Source organism: Aminipila luticellarii (genome assembly GCF_004103735.1).
GTDB lineage: Bacteria > Bacillota > Clostridia > Peptostreptococcales > Anaerovoracaceae > Aminipila > Aminipila luticellarii.
The window spans coordinates 1,548,945-1,568,265 of the sequence record NZ_CP035281.1 but is presented as its reverse complement, the minus strand read 5'-3'; the positions used below and the strand labels follow the sequence as shown (position 1 = coordinate 1,568,265).

The window sequence follows — 19,321 nt, the reverse complement described above, 5'->3', positions numbered from 1 at the left end:
CATTCACTAACAAAAACCAAATTGATTCCGGGAGTTCTAAAATGGCATATCCATATAAACAGACAGAAAAAGAACATGCATTTCAAACCATAGCGAAAGATTTAAAGTCGGACCAAGTGGGGCCTGTGGCCGCACTTTTTGGCAGGGAACAATATCTGGTACACTGGTCTTGTGAACAGATCGTTGATCAATATATTAATCCCGCCTGTAAGGAATTGGATCTGTCCGTTCTGGAGGATGAAAAAATCACGTTAGACGATATTAAAGAGGCCTGTGAGACCTTTACCATGATGTCGGAGAAAAGAGTCGTCATCGTGAGAGATTTTGCCTTGCTGGAAGGCTCTAAAATGAAAGGGTTCACGGAAGGAGGGGAAAATGACCTGGCCGAGTATGTAAAGCATCTGCCGGAAGGCTGTTTATTGATTTTTACGGCGAACGGTGCCGATAAGAGAAAGAAGCTTTTTAAGGCAATCCATGAACGGGGGCAGATCTATGATTTTACAGCGCTGAGTGAGCGGGCATTAAAATCCTTTGTAGAAAAACGATTTAGATCGGCGGGTAAAACAATAAAGCCTTCTATTGTAAGCCAATTCGTACAAAACAGCGGATATTTTCATAAAGAGGCGGATTATACCCTATACAATCTGGAGAACGATATTCGCAAAATCATTGCTTATAGTGAGGGATCGGAGATTTTACTGTCGGATGTGGCGGCGACCGTTTCAGGAAACCTTGAAACCAGTGTATTTGCTATGCTCGATGCGATCAGCATCGGAAGAAAGGATGAAGCGTATCTTCTGCTTCACTCTCTATTGGGTGCAGGAGAAAATCTGTATATGATCCTTTCTTTGATTGCCTCTCAGTTCGAGACGATTTTGGAGGTAAAGGAGATGCTGGAGGAAGGAAAGAACCAGAAGCAGATGCAGGGCATACTCAAAATTCATGAGTTCAGAATAAAAAAAGCCATGTCTTTTGCCGGAAAATATTCAGTAGGCCGCCTGAAAAAAATATTGACTAAGGTCTATGAGATCGATCGAAATATAAAGACGGGCATACTGGAACAAAATTTGGCTCTCGAACTTTTTATAGCACAGATTTAGGAGGAATGATGCAGATGTCCAAGCAGGTAAAAGCAGATTTAATGTTATTAATAGTAACCCTGTGCTGGGGTGTGTCTTATTTACTGATGGCGGTTTGTTTGAAGGAAATCGGTCCGCTTACGCTAAATGCGTACCGGTTCTTGATCGCATTTTTTGCGGCCATGCTTCTGGCTTTTCCAAAGCTGAGGCATGTAAATAAACCGACGCTTCAATACAGTGCGCTGATTGGCGCAACCTTGGTACTGGTATATATAGGGGCTACTTACGGCGTTATGTACACCAGCTTATCTAATGCGGGGTTCTTATGCGCCTTGACCGTAGTTATTACACCAATACTGACGTTTATCCTCAAGAAAGAGGCTCCGGGGAAAAAATTGATTCTTGTTCTGATTCTGTGTTTGATAGGTATCGGATTAATGACCTTGGATGGAAACTTTAAACCGGCTCTGGGAGATATCCTCTGCATTATGGGTGCTTTTGCCTATGCAGTGGATTTGATCCTGGCGGATAAAGCGGTGCATCATGAGGAAGTTCAGGCTTTTCAGTTGGGCGTGTATCAGTTGGGTTTCACAGGAGCCTATATGCTGGTCTTATCTGTTGTTCTGGAAACACCGGTTCTGCCAGGCAGTCCGGGGGTATGGGCCGCCATGCTTTTTCTGGCGATATTTTGTACAGGTGTTGCCTTTATTGTACAGGTGGTGGCACAGCAATACACCTCAGCGACCCATGTGGGCGTTATTTTTGCATTGGAACCGGTATTCGCAGCCATAGCAGCTTTCTTTTTTGCAGGAGAGCGGTTATTGCCGAGAGGTTATTGGGGTGCGGCGCTGATGCTTGTGGGTATTTTTATTATGGAAGTAGATTTCAAAAAGTTTTTTGCAGAAAAAGAATCTTCGGAAAAGTTTAGTCTGGAAGAAGATAAAAAGTGAATAGGTCTTGATATAAAGCCTGTTTTTAATTATAATTAGTGTATTTACAATGCAATAATAAATAGGAGGATTATTATGTGTGAAAATTGTGGCTTACACGAACCAAGCGGTACTGCCGACTTTAAGGAACTGGCACCGGTCTTGGAAAAGTATGGGAAAGTGCCGGGAAGCTTGATTACGATCTTGCAGAAGGCACAGGACATTTATGGATATTTATCCATAGACGCAATCAATTATATTTCACAGCAGACCGGAATAAAGCCGGCTAAAATTTATGGAGTTGCGACTTTCTATGCACAGTTCAGGCTGCAGCCGATCGGCAAGTATTTGATCATGCTGTGCAAGGGTACGGCCTGTCATGTAAACGGCGCAGATCTGATAGAAGAAGCAGTTTGTGAATATCTGAATATTCACGATGGAGAAACAACGGAAGACGGCCTTTTCACTTTAAACAATGTGGCATGTCTGGGTTGCTGCTCACTTGCACCTGTTATGATGATTCAGAGTGCCGAGGGGGATGAAACCTTTGGAAATCTGACAAAAGACAGCGTAAAGAAAGTTCTTGCGGACATTCAGGCAAGGGCATAGGAGGAAAATAAAGGATGAAGGTAATAGTAGGACAGGGAAGCTGTGGCGTAGCGACAGGAGCTAAAAAAACAGCGGATGAATTCGAAAGGCAGATTGCCGAGAAGAATTTGAATATTAAAGTAGGAATCACAGGATGTGTTGGTACTTGCTATTTAGAACCGATTGTTGACGTCTATGATGACGAGGGCGGTATGACCAGATATGTAAAGGTTCAACCAGAAATCGTAGCTGAGATTGTAGAAAAACACTTGCTCGGAGGAAAGCCTGCTGTAGAGTATGTAATTTCAGAGGTGGACAGTCAGTTCGTTGGAAAACAGAAAAGAGTTGTTTTAAGAAATTGCGGATTAATTGATCCCGAGAATATAGAAGAATATTTGGCAGTCGGCGGATATGAGGCAACGAAAAAGGTCGTTACATCTATGAAGCCGGAAGAAGTCATTGAAGAAATAAAAGTAGCAGGGCTGCGAGGAAGAGGCGGCGCAGGATTCCCCACATGGTTCAAATGGAATGCGGCTAAGGGTAATCCTGGAAAAAATAAATATATTGTATGCAATGCAGACGAGGGAGATCCGGGCGCATTTATGGACAGATCTGTTCTGGAGGGAGATCCGCATTCGCTGATTGAAGGGATGATTATTGGTGGATTCGCCATGGGTGCTACGGAAGGTATCATCTATTGTCGTGCAGAATATCCACTTGCTATACATAGATTGGAAATCGCTATGGCACAGGCCAGAGAAAAGGGATATCTGGGTAAGGATATCTTTGGAAGCGGTTTTGATTTTGATTTAAGAATTAAGGCTGGTGCCGGTGCTTTTGTATGCGGTGAAGAAACGGCGCTGATCGCTTCTCTGGAAGGTGAGAGAGGTATGCCGAGGCTGAAACCTCCTTTCCCTGCCGAAAAGGGATACTGGCAGCAGCCGACGAATATTAACAATGTAGAAACTTTTGCAAATGTTGCATGGATCATTGCAAACGGCGGAGCCGCTTTCGGAGCTATGGGAACACAACAGAGCAAGGGAACAAAAGTATTTGCTCTTGCGGGCAAAATTAAAAAGGGCGGACTGGTCGAAGTTCCGATGGGGCTTCCGCTTAAGGATGTTATCTATGGAATCGGAGACGGCATCAAAAAAGATAAAAAGTTTAAGGCGGTTCAAATGGGCGGACCATCCGGCGGATGTATTCCGGCAGAATTGATAGAGACGCCCGTAACCTATGAAGACATCAATAAAACAGGAGCTATTGTCGGATCCGGCGGTATGATCGTCATGGATGAAGAGACTTGTATGGTGGATATGGCCAGATATTTTCTCGACTTTACCAGAAAAGAATCCTGCGGGAAGTGCAACTACTGTCGTGTGGGCACCAAGCGGATGCTGGAGATCCTAGAAAGGATTACAAGAGGAGAAGGAGAAGACGGAGATATTGAGCTTCTGGAAGAGTTGGCCTATAAGATTAAAGACGGCTCTTTATGCGGTCTTGGGCAGACTGCCCCAAATCCGGTACTCACCACGATCCGATATTTCAGAAATGAGTACGAAGACCATATTTACAAGAAGAAATGTACAGCGAAATCCTGCAAGGCACTGCTGACTTTCACCATTACCGACGCTTGCAAGGGATGTACGCTGTGTGCCAAGAAATGTCCTGTAGGTGCTATTTCAGGGACAGTGAAAAAACAACACGTTATTGATCAGGATCTCTGCATTAAATGCGGAAAATGTCTGGAAACTTGCAACTTCGGCGCAATAGAGAAAAACTAAGAGAGGGGAAGAAGAATATGAAAAAGTTTAGGCTGAACATGGATGGAAAAGAAGTGTATGCAGTTCCCGGGCAGACAATTTTAGAGGTTGCCAGAGAAAATGATATTTTTATTCCAACTCTATGCTTTGATGAAAGAACGGAAATTTATGGCTCATGCGGACTATGCGTCTGCGAGGTAGAAGGAAACCCGAAGCTGGTAAAGGCTTGTGCAACGGAAATTGCTCCGAATATGGTGATAAAGACCCATACGGAAAGGGTAACAGAGTCGAGAAAAACGAATCTGGAGCTGCTTCTTTCAAATCATGTGGGAGATTGCAGACCGCCGTGTGTACTGGGCTGCCCTGCGGGAACAGACTGTCAGGGATATGTGGGACTGATCGCAAACGGGGAGTTTGAAGCAGCGATCGAGCTGATTAAAAATAAGATTCCGCTGCCGGGTGCTATCGGAAGAGTCTGTCCGCACCCTTGCGAAGATAAGTGCAGAAGAAAACTGATCGACGGACCGGACAACGCAATTTCCATTCAGTGGCTGAAACGGTTTGCCGCAGATCAGGATATGTTTTCAGAAGATCCGTTTATGCCGGAAATTGCTCCGGAAACAGGAAAGAGCGTAGCCGTTATCGGCGGCGGCCCTATGGGCTTATCCGCTGCTTACTTCCTCAGACAGCAGGGACATGAGGTGACTATTTATGAAGCCATGCCGAAATTAGGCGGGATGCTTCGTTATGGTATCCCGGAATACAGGCTTCCTAAGGAAATACTGGATGAAGAAATTTTCATGATCGAAAAGATGGGCGTGGAAATGATTCCGGACACAAAAGTCGGTGTAGACATTCCATTTGAAACCATCCGGGCCGATTATGATGCGGTGCTTCTCGGAATCGGCGCATGGATTTCAACAGGAGTCGGCTGTGACGGCGAAGATTTGCCGGGCGTGATCGGCGGTATTGACTTCTTAAGAAAAGTAGTCAGAAATGAAGAGATCAAGCTGGGAGACAAGGTGGCTATCGTAGGCGGAGGAAACACGGCTATGGATGCTTGCCGAACGGCTGTAAGACTGGGAGCAAAAAAGGTCTATAACATCTATAGAAGAACAAAGGATGAAATGCCTGCGGATCAGATCGAAATTATTGAGGGAGAAGAAGAAGGCGTCATCTTTAAGAACCTGACCAACCCGATTGAATTTATAGCCGGAGAGGACGGAAGAGTAAAACAGGTGGTTCTTCAGGTCATGGAGCTGGGCGAACCGGATGCTTCCGGACGAAGAGCACCAAAACCGGTGGAAGGTAAAACGGAAACCCTTGATATCGATACGGCTATTCTGGCAATCGGCCAGGCGGTAGATGCTGCTCCGTTCGAGGTGGATAAGACGAGAAAGAAAGCCATTGCTTACGATAAGGATACTTTCATGACCAGCATGGAGGGTGTTTTTGCAGGCGGTGACTGCGGTAATGATAAAATTTCTATCGCGGTAGAGGCCATTGCAGATGCAAGGAAGGCGGCGTCTGTAATCGATGCGTATCTGAACGGAGAAGACGTTCAGTATGTGAAGCCTTACGTTGTTGAAAGAAATGATATAGACGAAAAGACCTTTGAAGACAGAGAAAGAATGTGCAGACCGGTCATGGAACAGCTGGAAGCCGATGAAAGAAAAGACAATTTTACAGAGGTCGTTCTGGGATATGACGAAGAACAGGCGATTGCAGATGCTTCCAGATGCCTTGAATGCGGATGCCATGACTACTTTGAATGCAAGCTGATCGACTTTGCCAATCAGTATGATGTACATCCGGAACGATTTGCGGGAGAAAAGAATCAAATTGAGTTTGAAGATGACCATCCGTTTATTGTCAGAGATCCGAACAAGTGCATTCTTTGCGGTCTTTGTGTAAGAGCCTGTGATGAAGTGATGGGAATCGGCGCCCTTGGCCTGGTACACAGAGGGTTTGACACGGTGGTCAAACCGACCCTTGAAAAGCCGCTTGTGGAATCCGGCTGTGTATCCTGCGGTCAGTGTGTAAGCGTCTGCCCGACCGGAGCCTTACAGGAAAGAACAACTATAACGAAGGCCGTTCCTCTCGATACCGAATGCACGGAAACAACTTGTGCATACTGTTCCGTTGGATGTACTTTGGATCTGGAAACGTATGGCGACTTGCTGATCAAGGCCAATCCATCCAAAGAGGGCATCGTAAACGAAGGACTTGCCTGCGGTAAGGGTAAATGGGGCTTTGACTGCACCATGCTGGAAGATAAGCTTCTGGAACCGATGATCAGAGACGGCGAAGGTTTTGTTGAGACAGATTATCATGAGGCCATGGTTCTCATTGCGAAAAAAACACAGGCCATAGCGGCAAGGTATGGCAGTGATGCAGTGGCAGTAGCCATTTCCGATAGATATACCAATGAAGAAGCGTATACCATTAAAAAAATGGCGAAAGCGATAGGGGCTAAAACACTGTGCTTTAACAACAGAGCCAGCGGCATTGCGCCGGTGCTGGGACAGAATGCTTCTCCAAATACGATCAATGAACTGCTTTCTACGGAGGTTATCCTGGTGGTCGGCTTTGATACGGTGCTGAACCCTGTTATCCAGCTAAAGATCCGACAGGCTGCGAAGAACGGAGCAAAGGTGGTCTTGATTAATCCGGCAGAATATGAACAGCACGGTTTTGATTTTGCTGAAAAGGTTCTTTATACGGAAAATAATACGGATATTCTGAAAGAGATCGCAAAGGCGCTGCTGGATATGGGCAAGAATTCTAAGCTGGACGGATTTGATGCTTTTGCGGCAGATTTAAAGAATGTTAAGGTTTCGGAGGAAGCAGCTTCTATTGCCGCTCTGTATGGCAGTGCAAAGAAAGCGATGATTGTTTTCCAGCAGAATCTGGTAACCACAGAAGCTGCGGCATTAATAGCAGATCTGGCATTGCTTTCAGGCCATATCGGTACCCCTAGAGACGGCATTCTTCAAATTAAAGCGAAGAACAATTCACAGGGTCTGGTGGATCTTGGAATCAAAGCGGGAGCAGAAGCTCTGGAAGGAGTCAAAGCTTTACTGATCTTTGGAGAAGACCCGAAGGCTGATTTGAGCGGCATTGAATTCCTAATGGTCAGTGACATTTATATGACGCCTACTGCTGCAAAAGCAGATGTGATTATTCCGGGAACAGGATTTACCAGTGTAGACGGAACCTTCACCAATACGGAAAGAAGGATGATGCCGGTTGCCGCTACTGCTTTTGAAGGTGTAGAATTGACTAACTGGGAGATTGCTGCCGAAATTGCGCATATATATGAAGTGGAATTCGGCTTCGATGATACCGTTGATATTTCAACCGAGATGGAAGATGTTCTTCCAAAATACAAGTATGCGGAGGTTGGAGAAGTATTTGGCGGAGTACTGGAACCGGTTGATCCGAAGTTTGTGGTAGTTCAAGATGCGGCCTTTGCCGATCTGCTTCCTTGCACGGATGATTTGATGAATATCATCTCGGAAAGACTGCCAAAGCCAATATATTAAACAAAAATTTATCTTTATAGGAATAAAAAGTGGAAATAGGAATCTTTGATTCCTATTTCCACTTTTTTTGACATCTGACGACAACTTCACTTAAGGTTTTCAGGGAGGTAGAAAAATCTTCCGGTCTTGCATAGGCGTAAGACAGGCGCAAGGCGTTATTGTCGGAGAAATCATAAATATTTCCGGGATTTAATAAAATATTGTTTTCCAGAGCCATTTGAAACAGCTTATCCATGAGGACTGGCTTTTTAAATCGAAGCCAGATATAAAAGCCTCCTTCGGGAACATTCCAATCTGCTAAATCTTTAAAATATTTGCCGAGCAGGGAGAGAACCAGATCACGGCGGGCTTTTAATTCCTTTCTCAAAAAAATTAAATAATCATCATAGTATCCGCTGTCAAAAAATTCTGTCAGCGCCCATTGGGATACAGAGCTGGCTCCATAATCTACCTGCATTTTTACATCTCCGATTCGATAGACAACCGATTCCGGTCCCACCAGCCAGCCGATTCGCAGTCCGGGAGCCAGTGTTTTGGAGACGGTTCCCAAATACAGGATCATGCCGTTTTTATCCAGGGACTTAATGGGTTTTGGCGGCATTTTATCAAGCCATAAATCTCCATAAGCGTCATCTTCAATAACCGGCAGTCTGTTACCGCTGCAAAAATGAAACAGCTCTTTCCTGCGTTCCTCTGACATAATAAGGCCTGTCGGATTGTGATGGGTGGGAATGGTGTACAGCAGGGATTGACTGATTTCTTTATTGATCTGCCAATACAGGATCCCATTTTTATCCATGGGAATTCCCGACAAATGCATTCCGGCCGATTGAAAGACTTGAAGAGATTTCAAATACGTAGGAGCCTCTGTAAAGACAGTAGAACCGGGTTTTAACATGCATACCGAAAGCAACTGCAAGCCTTGCAGGGAGCCGGAGGTAATCACAATAGAAGAATCGGGTGCTTCTATTCCTTTTAAGGCCATGCGTTCCGTTAAGCTTCGGCGAAGCTCCGGCAGTCCTAGAGGTCCTAAATAATTCAAAGAGGGAATTTTGGAAGGCAGTTTTTTAAAGACCTTATTCATCAGTTCGTGAGGAAACAGATCCGGGCACAGCTCTCCCGTTCCCAAACGTATATATTTATCCTCAAATTCTAATTTATTAATGATCTGGATGGTCTGCATATTGGATTTAAACGGACCCGAATGGATATATTTATTCCAGTCGGGAGGTGTAGACAGAAAAAGAGACCAGGTGTTACTGGCGATTTTGGTGCCTCCCCCATGTTCACTTTCCAGCAGACCGTAAGCGGTCAACTCCTCCACCGCAGTGACAATTGTACTCCGGTTGACCTGAAAGATTTCGGAAAGCTGCCGCTGGGAGGGAAGCTTACTACCCACCAGCCAGTCGCCGCAGGAGACTTTCCCGCTTATATATTCTGAGATTTGTTTATAAAGAGGAACAGCAGATGTTTTATCCGGTTTCCAGTCGATATTTACATATTGTGACATGATCGTCTCCCTTCACAGCACGCAAAAAATCTTTTAGCGTACACATACATACTGTAAACTTGGTTGGGTAAAAAGTCAATAGTTGGATGGTTACAATTCAATAAAATCATGATATATTACTGTTACAAAACACAATTTGGTTGGGAATCCAGCCAAAATAAAGGAGTAATTATGATGTATTATTTACAAGGATTAACCATGGGGCTGGCCTATGTAGCACCCATCGGATTGCAAAATCTGTTTGTCATCAACACAGCACTGACCCAGAAAAAACAGCGCGTCTTTCTGACCGCTCTTATCGTCATATTTTTTGACGTCACATTAGCCTTAGCCTGTTTCTTTGGTATAGGAGCAGTTATGGAGCGGTCTAAAATATTGGAAATGGCTGTACTGCTGATAGGGAGCATCATTGTGATGCTGATTGGTTTTGGTCTGATTCGGTCTAAGGATACCATGGATCATAGTACAAATGTCAACATACCTATTTTAAAGGTCATATCCACAGCTTGTGTTGTAACTTGGTTTAATCCGCAGGCGCTAATCGATGGAAGTATGATGCTGGGGGCATTTAAAGCCACCCTGCCGGCAGGACAGGAGCTTCACTTTATTTTAGGAGTTGCATCCGCTTCCTTTAGCTGGTTTCTCGGAATATCCGCCGTTATATCTCTGTTCAGTGCTAAGCTGACAGACAAGGTTTTAAGAGTCATCAATATCGTATGCGGCGTGGTGGTCATGATATATGGTGTGAAGCTGGCCTATAGTTTTATAACCATGCTTTTATGACCCGTTTTTTTCTTGCGGTTTCTGTTTTATTTTTTACAAAAATGTGGTATGATATATTGTAAAATTTAAAAGAGGAGTATACGAGGCAAGAGCATGTTTGACGCAAATATTGACAGAAGTTATGTGACAACGTACTATAAGAGAAAATTTAATCCTACCAGAGCGGCGGAAAAAGATATTACCATTGGGGATGTGGCACATGCACTATCTTTGATATGCAGAGCCAATGGACATTTAAAAATATTCTTTTCTGTGGCGCAGCATTCTATAAATTGCGCATTGGAGGCCAGAGAAAGAGGGCTTTCCCAAAAGATTCAGCTGGACTGTCTGTTGCATGACGCATCAGAAGCCTATATAGGAGATGTGATCACACCGCTTAAAATTCAGCTGAGCGCATATAAGGATTATGAAAGGGAGCTGCAGGCTACCGTGCTGAATGCTTTGGATGTGGAACCGCCCAATGAGACGGAAGAAAAGGCAATCAAGGAAATTGACAGCTGCATGCTCTATCATGAGTTTAAGCTGCTGCATGGTGACCTGTTGTTTAAAACGGAACCGGAAATCCACATTTCCATATGTGAAAGCGAAGTGCCTCATGCTCAAGTGGAGGCGCAGTTCATTCAGCTCTATAGAGAATTAAAGACCTATTAAAGCTGTAAGGTATTCTGTAATAAATAAAGTATAATAATAAAAGAGGGGTTTAGGAAATGGTTAAAGAAAGAAATGTGGCATTAAGTGCAATTTTTACGGTGATTACATTTGGAATTTATGGAATTTACTGGTTTGTCTGCATGACAGATGAAGCACTGGGGCTTTCCGAGGAAAAGGGTGCCGGGGGTATTTTAGCGTTTATTTTCAATCTGATTACGTTTGGCTTATATGGATGGTATTGGGCTTATAAGATGGGCGACCGACTAGAAACAGCGAAACGAAAGAGAAATATAGAGGATGGTTCTGCCAATAATGGCGTTCTGTATTTAATTTTGAATATTATCGGATTGAGTTTAGTGACATACATACTGATACAGATTGAATTAAATAAGTTTTCTGCTAAAAGACTGACTCATTAATTTTTAATGAATTGAATAATAGATGATAAAAAGAATTACTTATAGTATAATAAAGATTTGTAAGTAATTTTTTTTATGGAAGCAAAGGGAAAAACAGAATGAATGTATATGATAAGTTTGGAAAGAAAGAAGCGGACCGAAACAGGCTTTCAGATCGAAATGCTTTAAGACTGATTGACTTATATTCTCATAGAAATCTGATAGATGCGGAGACTTCCGTGGATCAGAAAAACCCTGTCGACTTGATTCCAAAACTTACGATAGGAAGAAATCAAGTGGAATTGTCTCTTACCGTAGGAAGAAAAAGGCTGTACGTTGTTAAAAATATAAAGAATTTTTGTGAGAACATGCAGTGGGAAGAAACCGTATCGTATGGGAAAGAGCTCACCTTGACTCATCATCCGTCTATGTTCAGTGAAACTTCAAAAGGATTGGTTTCTTACGTCATGGATCGGTATAATGAAATAGAAAGCTATCGAAATGATAATTATTATGAGAATAATTACGGATACGACAATACGAAGCGATACATGAAGATCGGGCCTAAAAATTTAGACATCCTGATGAATATTTTCAAGGATCGGGAAATAAGCATAGTGGGCTATGAATATATGAGGGGCTGGTATGCTTACAGCGAAGAGAAGGACAGGTGGAAGAACAAACAGGAAGCCTCCTACCGGATTATGGAGCATACCCCTAAGATCCAGATTTTTGTAGAGCAGTCCTCTGTAGAGGAATATATCATACAAAGCGCGGAATTTGATTTTATTCTCGGAAAAGAGCACCTCTATATTGCCAGTGGCCGTGAGCTTTGGCAGACCAGTAAAGATTTTACGGAAAAAATGAAGGATTTTATAGAGATTCTCCATGCAAGCGACGGTAAAATCTGTTTGGCAGAAAAAGATATGAATGCCTTTTTTTCCAATGTCATGGCTCAGGTTCAGGAATATGTGGAGGTCTGTTCCGGAGCAGAAATCCTGAAAAAATTCATGCCGGACAAGGGGCGGATAAAAATTTATCTGGACTGTCCAAGCAATGATACCATCACCTCGAAGCTGCTGTGTGAATATGGTGAAGGAGTGGTCTTTGACGTCATGTCCAATGAACAGGTGTTTGAAGCCTGGACCGGCGGCCAGACGGAAAAAGCACTGGAGGGTGCCGGAACGGTTCGGGATCTGATCTTAGAAGAACGGGCTAAAATCCTGCTGAGTAAATATTTTGACGGGTATGAAAGGAATTCAGGAATTTTATATTTCGCCGGCAGTGATGAACGGATTTATGAATTTGTAAATGTGGTAGCCAGAGGCCTTACGAAGATAGGAAGTGTATTTACAACAGAAAAGTATCGGAGAATAGGAAATGCTGTCCTTCCAAAGGCTTCTGTAGGGGTCAAGCTTGAAAGTGATTTATTGAAATTGGACTTTGATCTGGATCAATTCCCGATAGCAGAGCTCATGAGCGCCTTGGAGCAATATCGGCATAAAAAAAAATATTACCGGATGAAGGACGGCGGCTTTATTGATCTTTCCAATCATGAGCTGGCAGAGCTGCTTTCCTTTGTCGATGACTTCGGACTATCCAAAAATGATCTGGAAAAGGGCAGCTTTGAAATACCCAAATACAAGTCCTTATTATTAAATAGTATGCTGAAGAATTCCCAAAGCATCAAGTTTGACCGAGACGGACATTTTAAAAGCCTGATACGGGGAATGAGTGCTATAGAAGACAGGGATCACACCATTCCGAGGGGACTGGATCCTGTTCTGCGGGACTATCAAAAGGAAGGGTTCCAGTGGCTTAAGACCATGACAGAGTATGGTTTTTGCGGAATATTAGCGGATGAAATGGGACTGGGCAAAACATTGCAGATTATTTCTCTTTTGGAGGATGCCCGTGAACTTCTCACCGAAGAGGAGAGCAGCGGTATTTCTGATGAGAAGGCTTCGAAAAAAAGCAGGAGCCTGGCTTTGATTATATCGCCGGCATCGCTGGTTTTGAACTGGGAAAAAGAAATTCAAAAATTTGCACCGGATATTTGTACCTTGCCGATCATAGGAACGGCCGGCGAACGAAAAAAGTTGATAAAAAAAGCAGAAAGAGAGACAGTAATATTGACCTCTTATGATTTGTTCAGAAGAGATTTGGAGCAGTATCAGGCCATAGAATTTGATTTTTGCATTATTGACGAAGCCCAATACATTAAAAATCCGTCTACGCAAAATGCGAAAGCGGTAAAGCTGGTAAAGAGCAAACAGCGGTTCGCACTGACCGGAACTCCTATTGAGAACCGATTGAGCGAATTATGGAGTATATTTGATTTTCTGATGCCTCAGTACTTGTTCTCTTACAACAAGTTTAAGGAAAAATACGAGACGGCCATCGTTCGGGATCATGACGAGGAAAAGACAGAATCCTTAAGAAGGCAGGTCGCTCCGTTTATGCTGAGACGTCTAAAGAAAAATGTATTAAAAGAACTGCCCGAAAAAATAGAAACCGTCATATATGCCAAGTTGGCAGGAGAACAACAAAAATTATATAAGGCGAACCTTGCAAAGGCTAAACTCGAAATTGGTAAGGAGATAAAAGAGGGCGGCTTTGAGTCGAATAAAATTGCCATTCTGGCACTGCTTACCAGATTAAGACAGCTTTGCTGCCATCCCTCTTTATGTTATGAGGATTATAAGCAGGGAAGCGGGAAGCTGGATGCCTGTATGGAGCTTATAGAAGAAGCGGTGTCCGGGGAGCATAAGGTATTAGTATTTTCTCAATTTACCTCCATGCTGGAAATCATTGAGAATGAATTAAAAAAGGCAGACATTCCGTATTATAAGCTGACCGGAAGCACACCAAAGGAAAAGCGTGCCCAGTTAGTGGAGGCTTTTAACGATGAATCCGGTGAAATGCAGGAAATAGGAGAGGATGCCCATGTATTTCTGATTTCTTTGAAAGCAGGCGGAACCGGATTAAATTTAACAGCGGCTGATGTAGTCATTCACTATGATCCGTGGTGGAACTTTGCCGCTCAGAATCAGGCCACCGATCGGGCGCACCGGATTGGGCAGAAAAAGAACCTTCAAGTATATAAAATTATTGCAGAGGGAACCATAGAAGAGAAAATCTTAAAGCTTCAGGAGAGCAAAAAGGATTTGGCAGAGGCGGTCATTACGGAGAATCAAGCGGGAATAAACCATTTATCCGGGAAATATCTGATGGAGTTATTGGAATAATCATGATATACTAAAAGAAAATGCTGTATCGAAAGGGGAGGATCTGCGTTATGGTTGAAGTGGCATTTATTGTGGGAAATTGGCCTGTCATATGGGTAATCGCAGCTGTAGTGTTTGGAATTATTGAAGCTTTGACGATGGGGCTTACGACGATTTGGTTTTGCGGCGGGGCTGTGGCGGCGGCACTTGTGGCCATGATCGGAGCTCCGCTGGGCGTACAGTTTGCGCTGTTCTTTATTATTTCAATCGTGCTCTTGTATTTTACAAGGCCCATTGTACAGAAGAAGCTGAAGGTTGGAGGAGAAAAGACCAATTCGGATGCTTTGATTGGGAAAATCGGATTTGTTACAAAACAAATAGAGGCCTTTTCCGCCGGGCAGGTAAAGCTGGAAGGAAAAGAATGGACCGCTATTGCAGAGAACAGAGAGCTGATCATTTATCAAGACACGCGGGTCATGGTGAGTCGGATTGAAGGCGTAAAGCTGGTAGTAAAGCCTGTAGAGCAGCATGAGGAAAGCCGTTAAAAATCTAATAAAGGGTAAAATTAGGGAGGAAAGTTATGTTTGGTTATATTGCAGGATTTTTATTAATCGTTATTCTCATCTTTTTATTGGTCACTAATATCCGGGTCGTACCTCAGGCAAAGGCCTATGTAGTGGAAAGGCTGGGAGCATACAGTGGTACTTGGCAGGTAGGACTTCACTTTAAAATACCTCTGATCGATAAGATCTCCAGAAAAATATCGCTCAAGGAGCATGTGATTGATTTCCCGCCTCAGCCGGTCATTACAAAGGACAATGTTACGATGGAAATCGATACGGTAATATATTTTCAGGTTACAGATCCGAAGCTTTATACCTACGGTGTTGAAAATCCAATGGCTGCTATTGAAAACCTTACGGCGACCACTCTCCGAAACATCATCGGTGAATTGGAGTTGGACGGAACGCTGACCAGCCGGGAGCATATCAACGGAAAAATCAGAGTGGTACTGGATGAAGCCACAGACGCATGGGGAATAAAAATTAACCGCGTAGAGGTAAAAAATATCACGCCGCCGAAAGATATTCAGGTAGCCATGGAAAAACAGATGAGAGCAGAAAGAGAAAGAAGAGAAGCCATTCTTCGTGCAGAGGGTGAAAAGAAGTCTGCCGTTCTTATTGCGGAAGGGCACAAGGAATCTGTTATTTTGGAGGCAGAAGCTCAAAAACGGGCGGTCATTCTGGATGCGGAAGCCAGAAAAGAAGCAGCAGTTCGGGAAGCAGAGGGTGAAGCAGAAGCAATCCGTATGGTTCAGCAGGCGACAGCGGATGGAATTAAAATGTTGGTAGAATCTGCTCCAAGTAAAGAGGTGCTGGCAATCAAGAGCATGGATGCCTTTGCGGCAGCGGCGGATGGAAAAGCAACGAAAATCATTATTCCTTCGGATATTCAGGGAGTCGCAGGACTGGCTACTTCTTTTGCGGAGTTAGTTAAAGAAGAAAAGAACAGCGGGCAGGATAAAAGGTCATAAAAGTATAAAAAAATAATCCTATAAAGGATAAAAGTTAAAGGATACAGAAAAAACCGGTAGATGAAAAAATCACCTACCGGTTCCTGATCCTATTTTTTTTGGAATTTAGTTTGTCTTTTTTCAAGAAAAGCGGTCATGCCTTCCGTTTTATCCTGCGATGCAAAAGGTGCCGTAAAGGCTTCGATTTCCATGACACTGGCCGTTTTCATATCCAGTCCGTAGCCGTTGTTGATGACCGTCTTTGCAGCGGCAACAGCAATCGGGGCTTTTGACATAATCGTTTTGGCGATTTTTTCTGCGGTAGCCAGCAATTCTTCCGGTGGAACCATTTTTTCAACCAGTCCGATTCGATAGGCTTCATCCGCTGTAATCATTTCTGCGGTCATGATCAAATACTTACCCATGCTTTTGCCGACCAGCCTTGGAAGTCTTTGCGTTCCGCCAAAGCCCGGAATAATACCAAGATTTACTTCCGGCTGACCGAACTTCGCTTTTTCTGATGCAATTCGGATATCGCAAGCCATGGCAAGCTCACATCCGCCTCCAAGAGCAAACCCATTTACTGCGGCAATAATTGGTTTTTCAATGGATTCCATGTAGTTCATAAGGCGGTGGCCTGTAATCATCATGTTTCTGCCTTCGATTGCATCAAATGAATTCATCTCAGCAATATCGGCTCCGGCCACGAAAGCTTTTCCTTCTCCTGTTAAAATAGCAGAACGAATCTCCTCATTTGTTTCCACTTCGGTGAATGCGGCGTATAACTCGTTTAAAACGTCCATATTTAATGCATTCATGGCTTGAGGGCGGCTGATGGTGATCAATGCAATTTTATTTTTTACTTCAAATTTCAAGTTTTCATACATAGTCAGAACTTCCTTTCATCCTAAGAAATATTTTATAAATATCATAACACTTTGCCTGCATTATGGCAATATTAACAAGATACATAATACTTTGCCAATCATTATGGAAAGAAGCAGGCATAAAATCCAAATAACCATAGCAATCCACTTGCGTTCATGTTTCCATAAAATGATCATGGAAGCAAGGCAGGGGACGAATAAAGTAAGCATGACCGTACAGATAAAAATCTGTGCTTCTGTAAAATTGCCGTTTGAAAAAAGAGCTAAAAGGCTGGCAGCTCCCAAATCCTTCTTTATGATACTCAAAATGAATATGGCAGCCGCATCTTCCGGCAGCTTCAAGAAATTGCAGAACAAGGGTGCAGTAAACATGCAGAGCTTATGTATCAGGCCGCAGTAGGAGAGAATGGAAACAATCACGTTACCCACAGCAAAAGGAACAGCAGTTTCCGCTAAAAAAGCCATGCTGCTGCCAACGGACCTACAAAGGAGAGGCCAAATCTTAGGAAACATAAAATGGTAGCGGCGCTTATAGGTCTGGATGGACCCCTTCGGAGGAGGAGAGCTGCCGGGAAAGCATCGGTTCAGCAGGTAGCCCGATATTAAAAAAAGGAAAGAAATCACGAGAATATAGGCCATGAGATACGATTTGCCGGTCTGAAAGATCAGTACGGTATTGATGACCAGTTGAGCCGAACAGGGAATGATCATACAAAGAAGAATCTGTGCAATTCTTCTTTCCCGTTTGTTTTCAGTCAGTTGCAAGGTGCCTAAGGCTACGGTAACACAGCCAAAACCCAAAAGAAGCGGTAACAGTGTATTAGAGGACAGGCCAAATTTGTTCAAGCCTTTGTCCAGCTTAAAGGATAAAATTTTCAATAAATCAGATTCTAACAGAAATAGCTGCAGCAGATAAAAAGATGTTATGATTGGAAACAGAATTTTGAATAAAAAGTAAGGGACAATGGTAAGCAGTCCAAAATCACCGTACAAGATGTATAAAATCAGAGTGTGCAGATTATTCGTCATATTCATTTTAGGTTTTTAAACCTCCCATTTTGTGGTATACTTATATAGAAAATATGCACGATTGGTTCATTGCAGAATAAGAAGGGCGGATATATTTATGAGTTCGATGATAATTTTCATGTGTGCGGCAGGAATGAGCTTATTGTTTGTAATAATAGGCCTCCTTCTATATATCCTTGTAAAAAGGCAGTTGGTACATATAAAAGAGACATCCGAAAAGGGCATCAATCAGGTCAGAATGGAGCTGATCCATGAAATAAAGACCTCCAGGCAGGAGACGCTGCAGTTTATTCAGGGAAGCTTTAAAGCCATGGGAGACATGGTGGCGGGAAACCAGAAGGAATCCGCTGAATCACAGGATATGCGGCTGGCACAGCTCAACAGGCAATTCAGCGACATGACTATGCTGAACGAGCATAAATTGGAAAATATTCGGAAAACCGTGGAAACAAGGCTGAGCGCTTTGCAGGAAGAAAACAGTAAACAGTTGGAACAGATGCGAAATACAGTGGATGAAAAGCTGCAAAAAACCCTGGAGGATAGGATAAGCCAATCCTTTAAACTGGTGAGCGAGCGGCTGGAACAGGTCTATAAAGGGTTAGGAGAAATGCAGACCTTGGCTGCCGGGGTCGGTGACTTAAAAAAGGTTCTGTCCAATGTTAAGACCAGAGGAATTCTCGGAGAAATACAGCTTGGAGCCATATTGGAACAGATTTTATCTAAGGAGCAGTATGAAGAAAATATTCGCACAAAGAGCAGCGGAACAGAGCGCGTAGAATTTGCCATAAAGCTGCCGGGAGATCAGGATGGGGTAGTCTATCTGCCCATTGATGCTAAATTTCCGGCAGATGCATATAATAAGCTTACGGAAGCCTACGATTCAGGAAACACCGCAGAAATAGATGAAGCAGGAAAGAATCTGGAAAGGACCATTAAGAAGGCAGCAAAGGATATTCACGAGAAATATGTGGAACCGCCTTCAACTACGGATTTTGCTATTATGTTCCTGCCTTTTGAAGGACTTTATGCGGAAGTGGTGCGAAGAGGACTGGTGGAAGTCCTTCAACGGGAATACAAAATTAATATCGCAGGGCCGACGACGATGGCGGCACTTCTGAACAGCCTGCAAATGGGTTTTAAGACCCTGGCTATACAAAAGCATTCCAGTCAGGTCTGGGACATTTTGGGAGCTGTTAAGACGGAGTTCGATAAGTTTGGTACGGTACTGGAAGCCACGCAGCAGCGGATTAACCAGGCCAATGCGGAACTGGACAAATTGATTGGCACAAGAACGAGAAGCATTCAGAGAAAGCTCAGAGGGATTACCGGATTGAGCGAATTGGAGAGCACTTCTATATTGGATTTGGAATCCGATCATGTAGTCGGATACCTAAAGGATGAAGAAGAGGAATAAGCGCA

The 19,321-nt window shown here is 43.5% G+C and carries 15 protein-coding genes; 12 read left to right on the top strand and 3 right to left on the bottom strand.

Translation table 11 applies throughout. The features are described 5' to 3' along the window. Positions 1 to 41: 41 nt before the first annotated feature. From holA to EQM06_RS07165, 5 genes are all read left to right on the top strand, one after another. Complete coding sequence (gene holA / locus EQM06_RS07185; RefSeq protein WP_164914388.1) at positions 42 to 1,100, top strand: DNA polymerase III subunit delta; 1,059 nt, start codon at positions 42 to 44, stop codon at positions 1,098 to 1,100. Between the two features lie 14 nt (positions 1,101 to 1,114). Then, positions 1,115 to 2,029 (top strand): DMT family transporter, encoded by a 915-nt coding sequence (locus EQM06_RS07180; protein ID WP_128745683.1) that lies wholly within the window; start codon positions 1,115 to 1,117, stop codon positions 2,027 to 2,029. A 75-nt stretch (positions 2,030 to 2,104) separates the two neighbouring features. Next, on the top strand, positions 2,105 to 2,617 hold the full coding sequence (nuoE, locus tag EQM06_RS07175; protein WP_128745682.1) for an NADH-quinone oxidoreductase subunit NuoE: 513 nt from the start codon (positions 2,105 to 2,107) through the stop codon (positions 2,615 to 2,617). 14 nt (positions 2,618 to 2,631) lie between these two features. Further along, positions 2,632 to 4,380, top strand: coding sequence for an NADH-quinone oxidoreductase subunit NuoF (locus EQM06_RS07170; RefSeq protein WP_128745681.1), 1,749 nt, complete (start codon positions 2,632 to 2,634; stop codon positions 4,378 to 4,380). A gap of 17 nt (positions 4,381 to 4,397) precedes the next feature. After that, positions 4,398 to 7,904, top strand: a complete 3,507-nt coding sequence (locus tag EQM06_RS07165) for an FAD-dependent oxidoreductase (RefSeq protein ID WP_128745680.1) — start codon at positions 4,398 to 4,400, stop codon at positions 7,902 to 7,904. A 52-nt stretch (positions 7,905 to 7,956) separates the two neighbouring features. Here the strand turns inward: EQM06_RS07165 and EQM06_RS07160 are convergent, their stop codons facing one another. Continuing rightward, entirely contained in the window at positions 7,957 to 9,414 is a 1,458-nt protein-coding gene (locus tag EQM06_RS07160; protein WP_128745679.1) for an aminotransferase-like domain-containing protein, read from the bottom strand. Between the two features lie 171 nt (positions 9,415 to 9,585). On the opposite strand from EQM06_RS07160, the gene EQM06_RS07155 reads away from it, so the two are divergent. The 6 genes from EQM06_RS07155 to EQM06_RS07130 all read left to right on the top strand — a co-directional run bounded on the left by EQM06_RS07155 (position 9,586) and on the right by EQM06_RS07130 (position 16,007). After that, the gene (locus EQM06_RS07155) at positions 9,586 to 10,197 is read left to right on the top strand and encodes a LysE/ArgO family amino acid transporter (RefSeq protein ID WP_128745678.1); all 612 of its coding nucleotides are present in this window, start codon (positions 9,586 to 9,588) and stop codon (positions 10,195 to 10,197) included. A 93-nt stretch (positions 10,198 to 10,290) separates the two neighbouring features. Next, complete coding sequence (locus tag EQM06_RS07150; RefSeq protein WP_128745677.1) at positions 10,291 to 10,848, top strand: HD domain-containing protein; 558 nt, start codon at positions 10,291 to 10,293, stop codon at positions 10,846 to 10,848. Positions 10,849 to 10,904: 56 nt separating this feature from the next. After that, complete coding sequence (locus tag EQM06_RS07145) at positions 10,905 to 11,267, top strand: DUF4234 domain-containing protein (RefSeq protein ID WP_128745676.1); 363 nt, start codon at positions 10,905 to 10,907, stop codon at positions 11,265 to 11,267. Positions 11,268 to 11,365: 98 nt separating this feature from the next. After that, entirely contained in the window at positions 11,366 to 14,494 is a 3,129-nt protein-coding gene (locus EQM06_RS07140) for a DEAD/DEAH box helicase (RefSeq protein ID WP_128745675.1), read from the top strand. 50 nt (positions 14,495 to 14,544) lie between these two features. Further along, positions 14,545 to 15,018: an NfeD family protein gene (locus tag EQM06_RS07135; RefSeq protein ID WP_164914387.1), complete on the top strand. Its 474-nt coding sequence runs from the start codon at positions 14,545 to 14,547 to the stop codon at positions 15,016 to 15,018. 35 nt (positions 15,019 to 15,053) lie between these two features. Then, complete coding sequence (locus tag EQM06_RS07130) at positions 15,054 to 16,007, top strand: SPFH domain-containing protein (RefSeq protein WP_128745673.1); 954 nt, start codon at positions 15,054 to 15,056, stop codon at positions 16,005 to 16,007. 89 nt (positions 16,008 to 16,096) lie between these two features. On the opposite strand, the gene EQM06_RS07125 is transcribed toward EQM06_RS07130, so the two are convergent. Together EQM06_RS07125 and EQM06_RS07120 are read right to left on the bottom strand one after the other, a co-directional pair. Next, positions 16,097 to 16,873: an enoyl-CoA hydratase-related protein gene (locus EQM06_RS07125; protein ID WP_128745672.1), complete on the bottom strand. Its 777-nt coding sequence runs from the start codon at positions 16,871 to 16,873 to the stop codon at positions 16,097 to 16,099. A 60-nt stretch (positions 16,874 to 16,933) separates the two neighbouring features. Continuing rightward, the gene (locus tag EQM06_RS07120; protein ID WP_128745671.1) at positions 16,934 to 17,908 is read right to left on the bottom strand and encodes a nucleoside recognition domain-containing protein; all 975 of its coding nucleotides are present in this window, start codon (positions 17,906 to 17,908) and stop codon (positions 16,934 to 16,936) included. Between the two features lie 91 nt (positions 17,909 to 17,999). Here EQM06_RS07120 and EQM06_RS07115 point away from each other — a divergent pair, with 91 nt between their 5' ends. Next, positions 18,000 to 19,316: a DNA recombination protein RmuC gene (locus EQM06_RS07115; RefSeq protein ID WP_128745670.1), complete on the top strand. Its 1,317-nt coding sequence runs from the start codon at positions 18,000 to 18,002 to the stop codon at positions 19,314 to 19,316. Positions 19,317 to 19,321: the final 5 nt, after the last annotated feature.

Excerpts from the sequence above, each read along its gene's own strand:
- holA (WP_164914388.1), top strand. The coding sequence starts at position 42 with ATGGCATATCCATATAAACAGACAGAAAAAGAACATGCATTTCAAACC.
- EQM06_RS07180 (WP_128745683.1), top strand. The coding sequence starts at position 1,115 with ATGTCCAAGCAGGTAAAAGCAGATTTAATGTTATTAATAGTAACCCTG.
- nuoE (WP_128745682.1), top strand. The coding sequence starts at position 2,105 with ATGTGTGAAAATTGTGGCTTACACGAACCAAGCGGTACTGCCGACTTT.
- EQM06_RS07170 (WP_128745681.1), top strand. The coding sequence starts at position 2,632 with ATGAAGGTAATAGTAGGACAGGGAAGCTGTGGCGTAGCGACAGGAGCT.
- EQM06_RS07165 (WP_128745680.1), top strand. The coding sequence starts at position 4,398 with ATGAAAAAGTTTAGGCTGAACATGGATGGAAAAGAAGTGTATGCAGTT.
- EQM06_RS07160 (WP_128745679.1), bottom strand. The coding sequence starts at position 9,414 with ATGTCACAATATGTAAATATCGACTGGAAACCGGATAAAACATCTGCT.
- EQM06_RS07155 (WP_128745678.1), top strand. The coding sequence starts at position 9,586 with ATGATGTATTATTTACAAGGATTAACCATGGGGCTGGCCTATGTAGCA.
- EQM06_RS07150 (WP_128745677.1), top strand. The coding sequence starts at position 10,291 with ATGTTTGACGCAAATATTGACAGAAGTTATGTGACAACGTACTATAAG.
- EQM06_RS07145 (WP_128745676.1), top strand. The coding sequence starts at position 10,905 with ATGGTTAAAGAAAGAAATGTGGCATTAAGTGCAATTTTTACGGTGATT.
- EQM06_RS07140 (WP_128745675.1), top strand. The coding sequence starts at position 11,366 with ATGAATGTATATGATAAGTTTGGAAAGAAAGAAGCGGACCGAAACAGG.
- EQM06_RS07135 (WP_164914387.1), top strand. The coding sequence starts at position 14,545 with ATGGTTGAAGTGGCATTTATTGTGGGAAATTGGCCTGTCATATGGGTA.
- EQM06_RS07130 (WP_128745673.1), top strand. The coding sequence starts at position 15,054 with ATGTTTGGTTATATTGCAGGATTTTTATTAATCGTTATTCTCATCTTT.
- EQM06_RS07125 (WP_128745672.1), bottom strand. The coding sequence starts at position 16,873 with ATGTATGAAAACTTGAAATTTGAAGTAAAAAATAAAATTGCATTGATC.
- EQM06_RS07120 (WP_128745671.1), bottom strand. The coding sequence starts at position 17,908 with ATGAATATGACGAATAATCTGCACACTCTGATTTTATACATCTTGTAC.
- EQM06_RS07115 (WP_128745670.1), top strand. The coding sequence starts at position 18,000 with ATGAGTTCGATGATAATTTTCATGTGTGCGGCAGGAATGAGCTTATTG.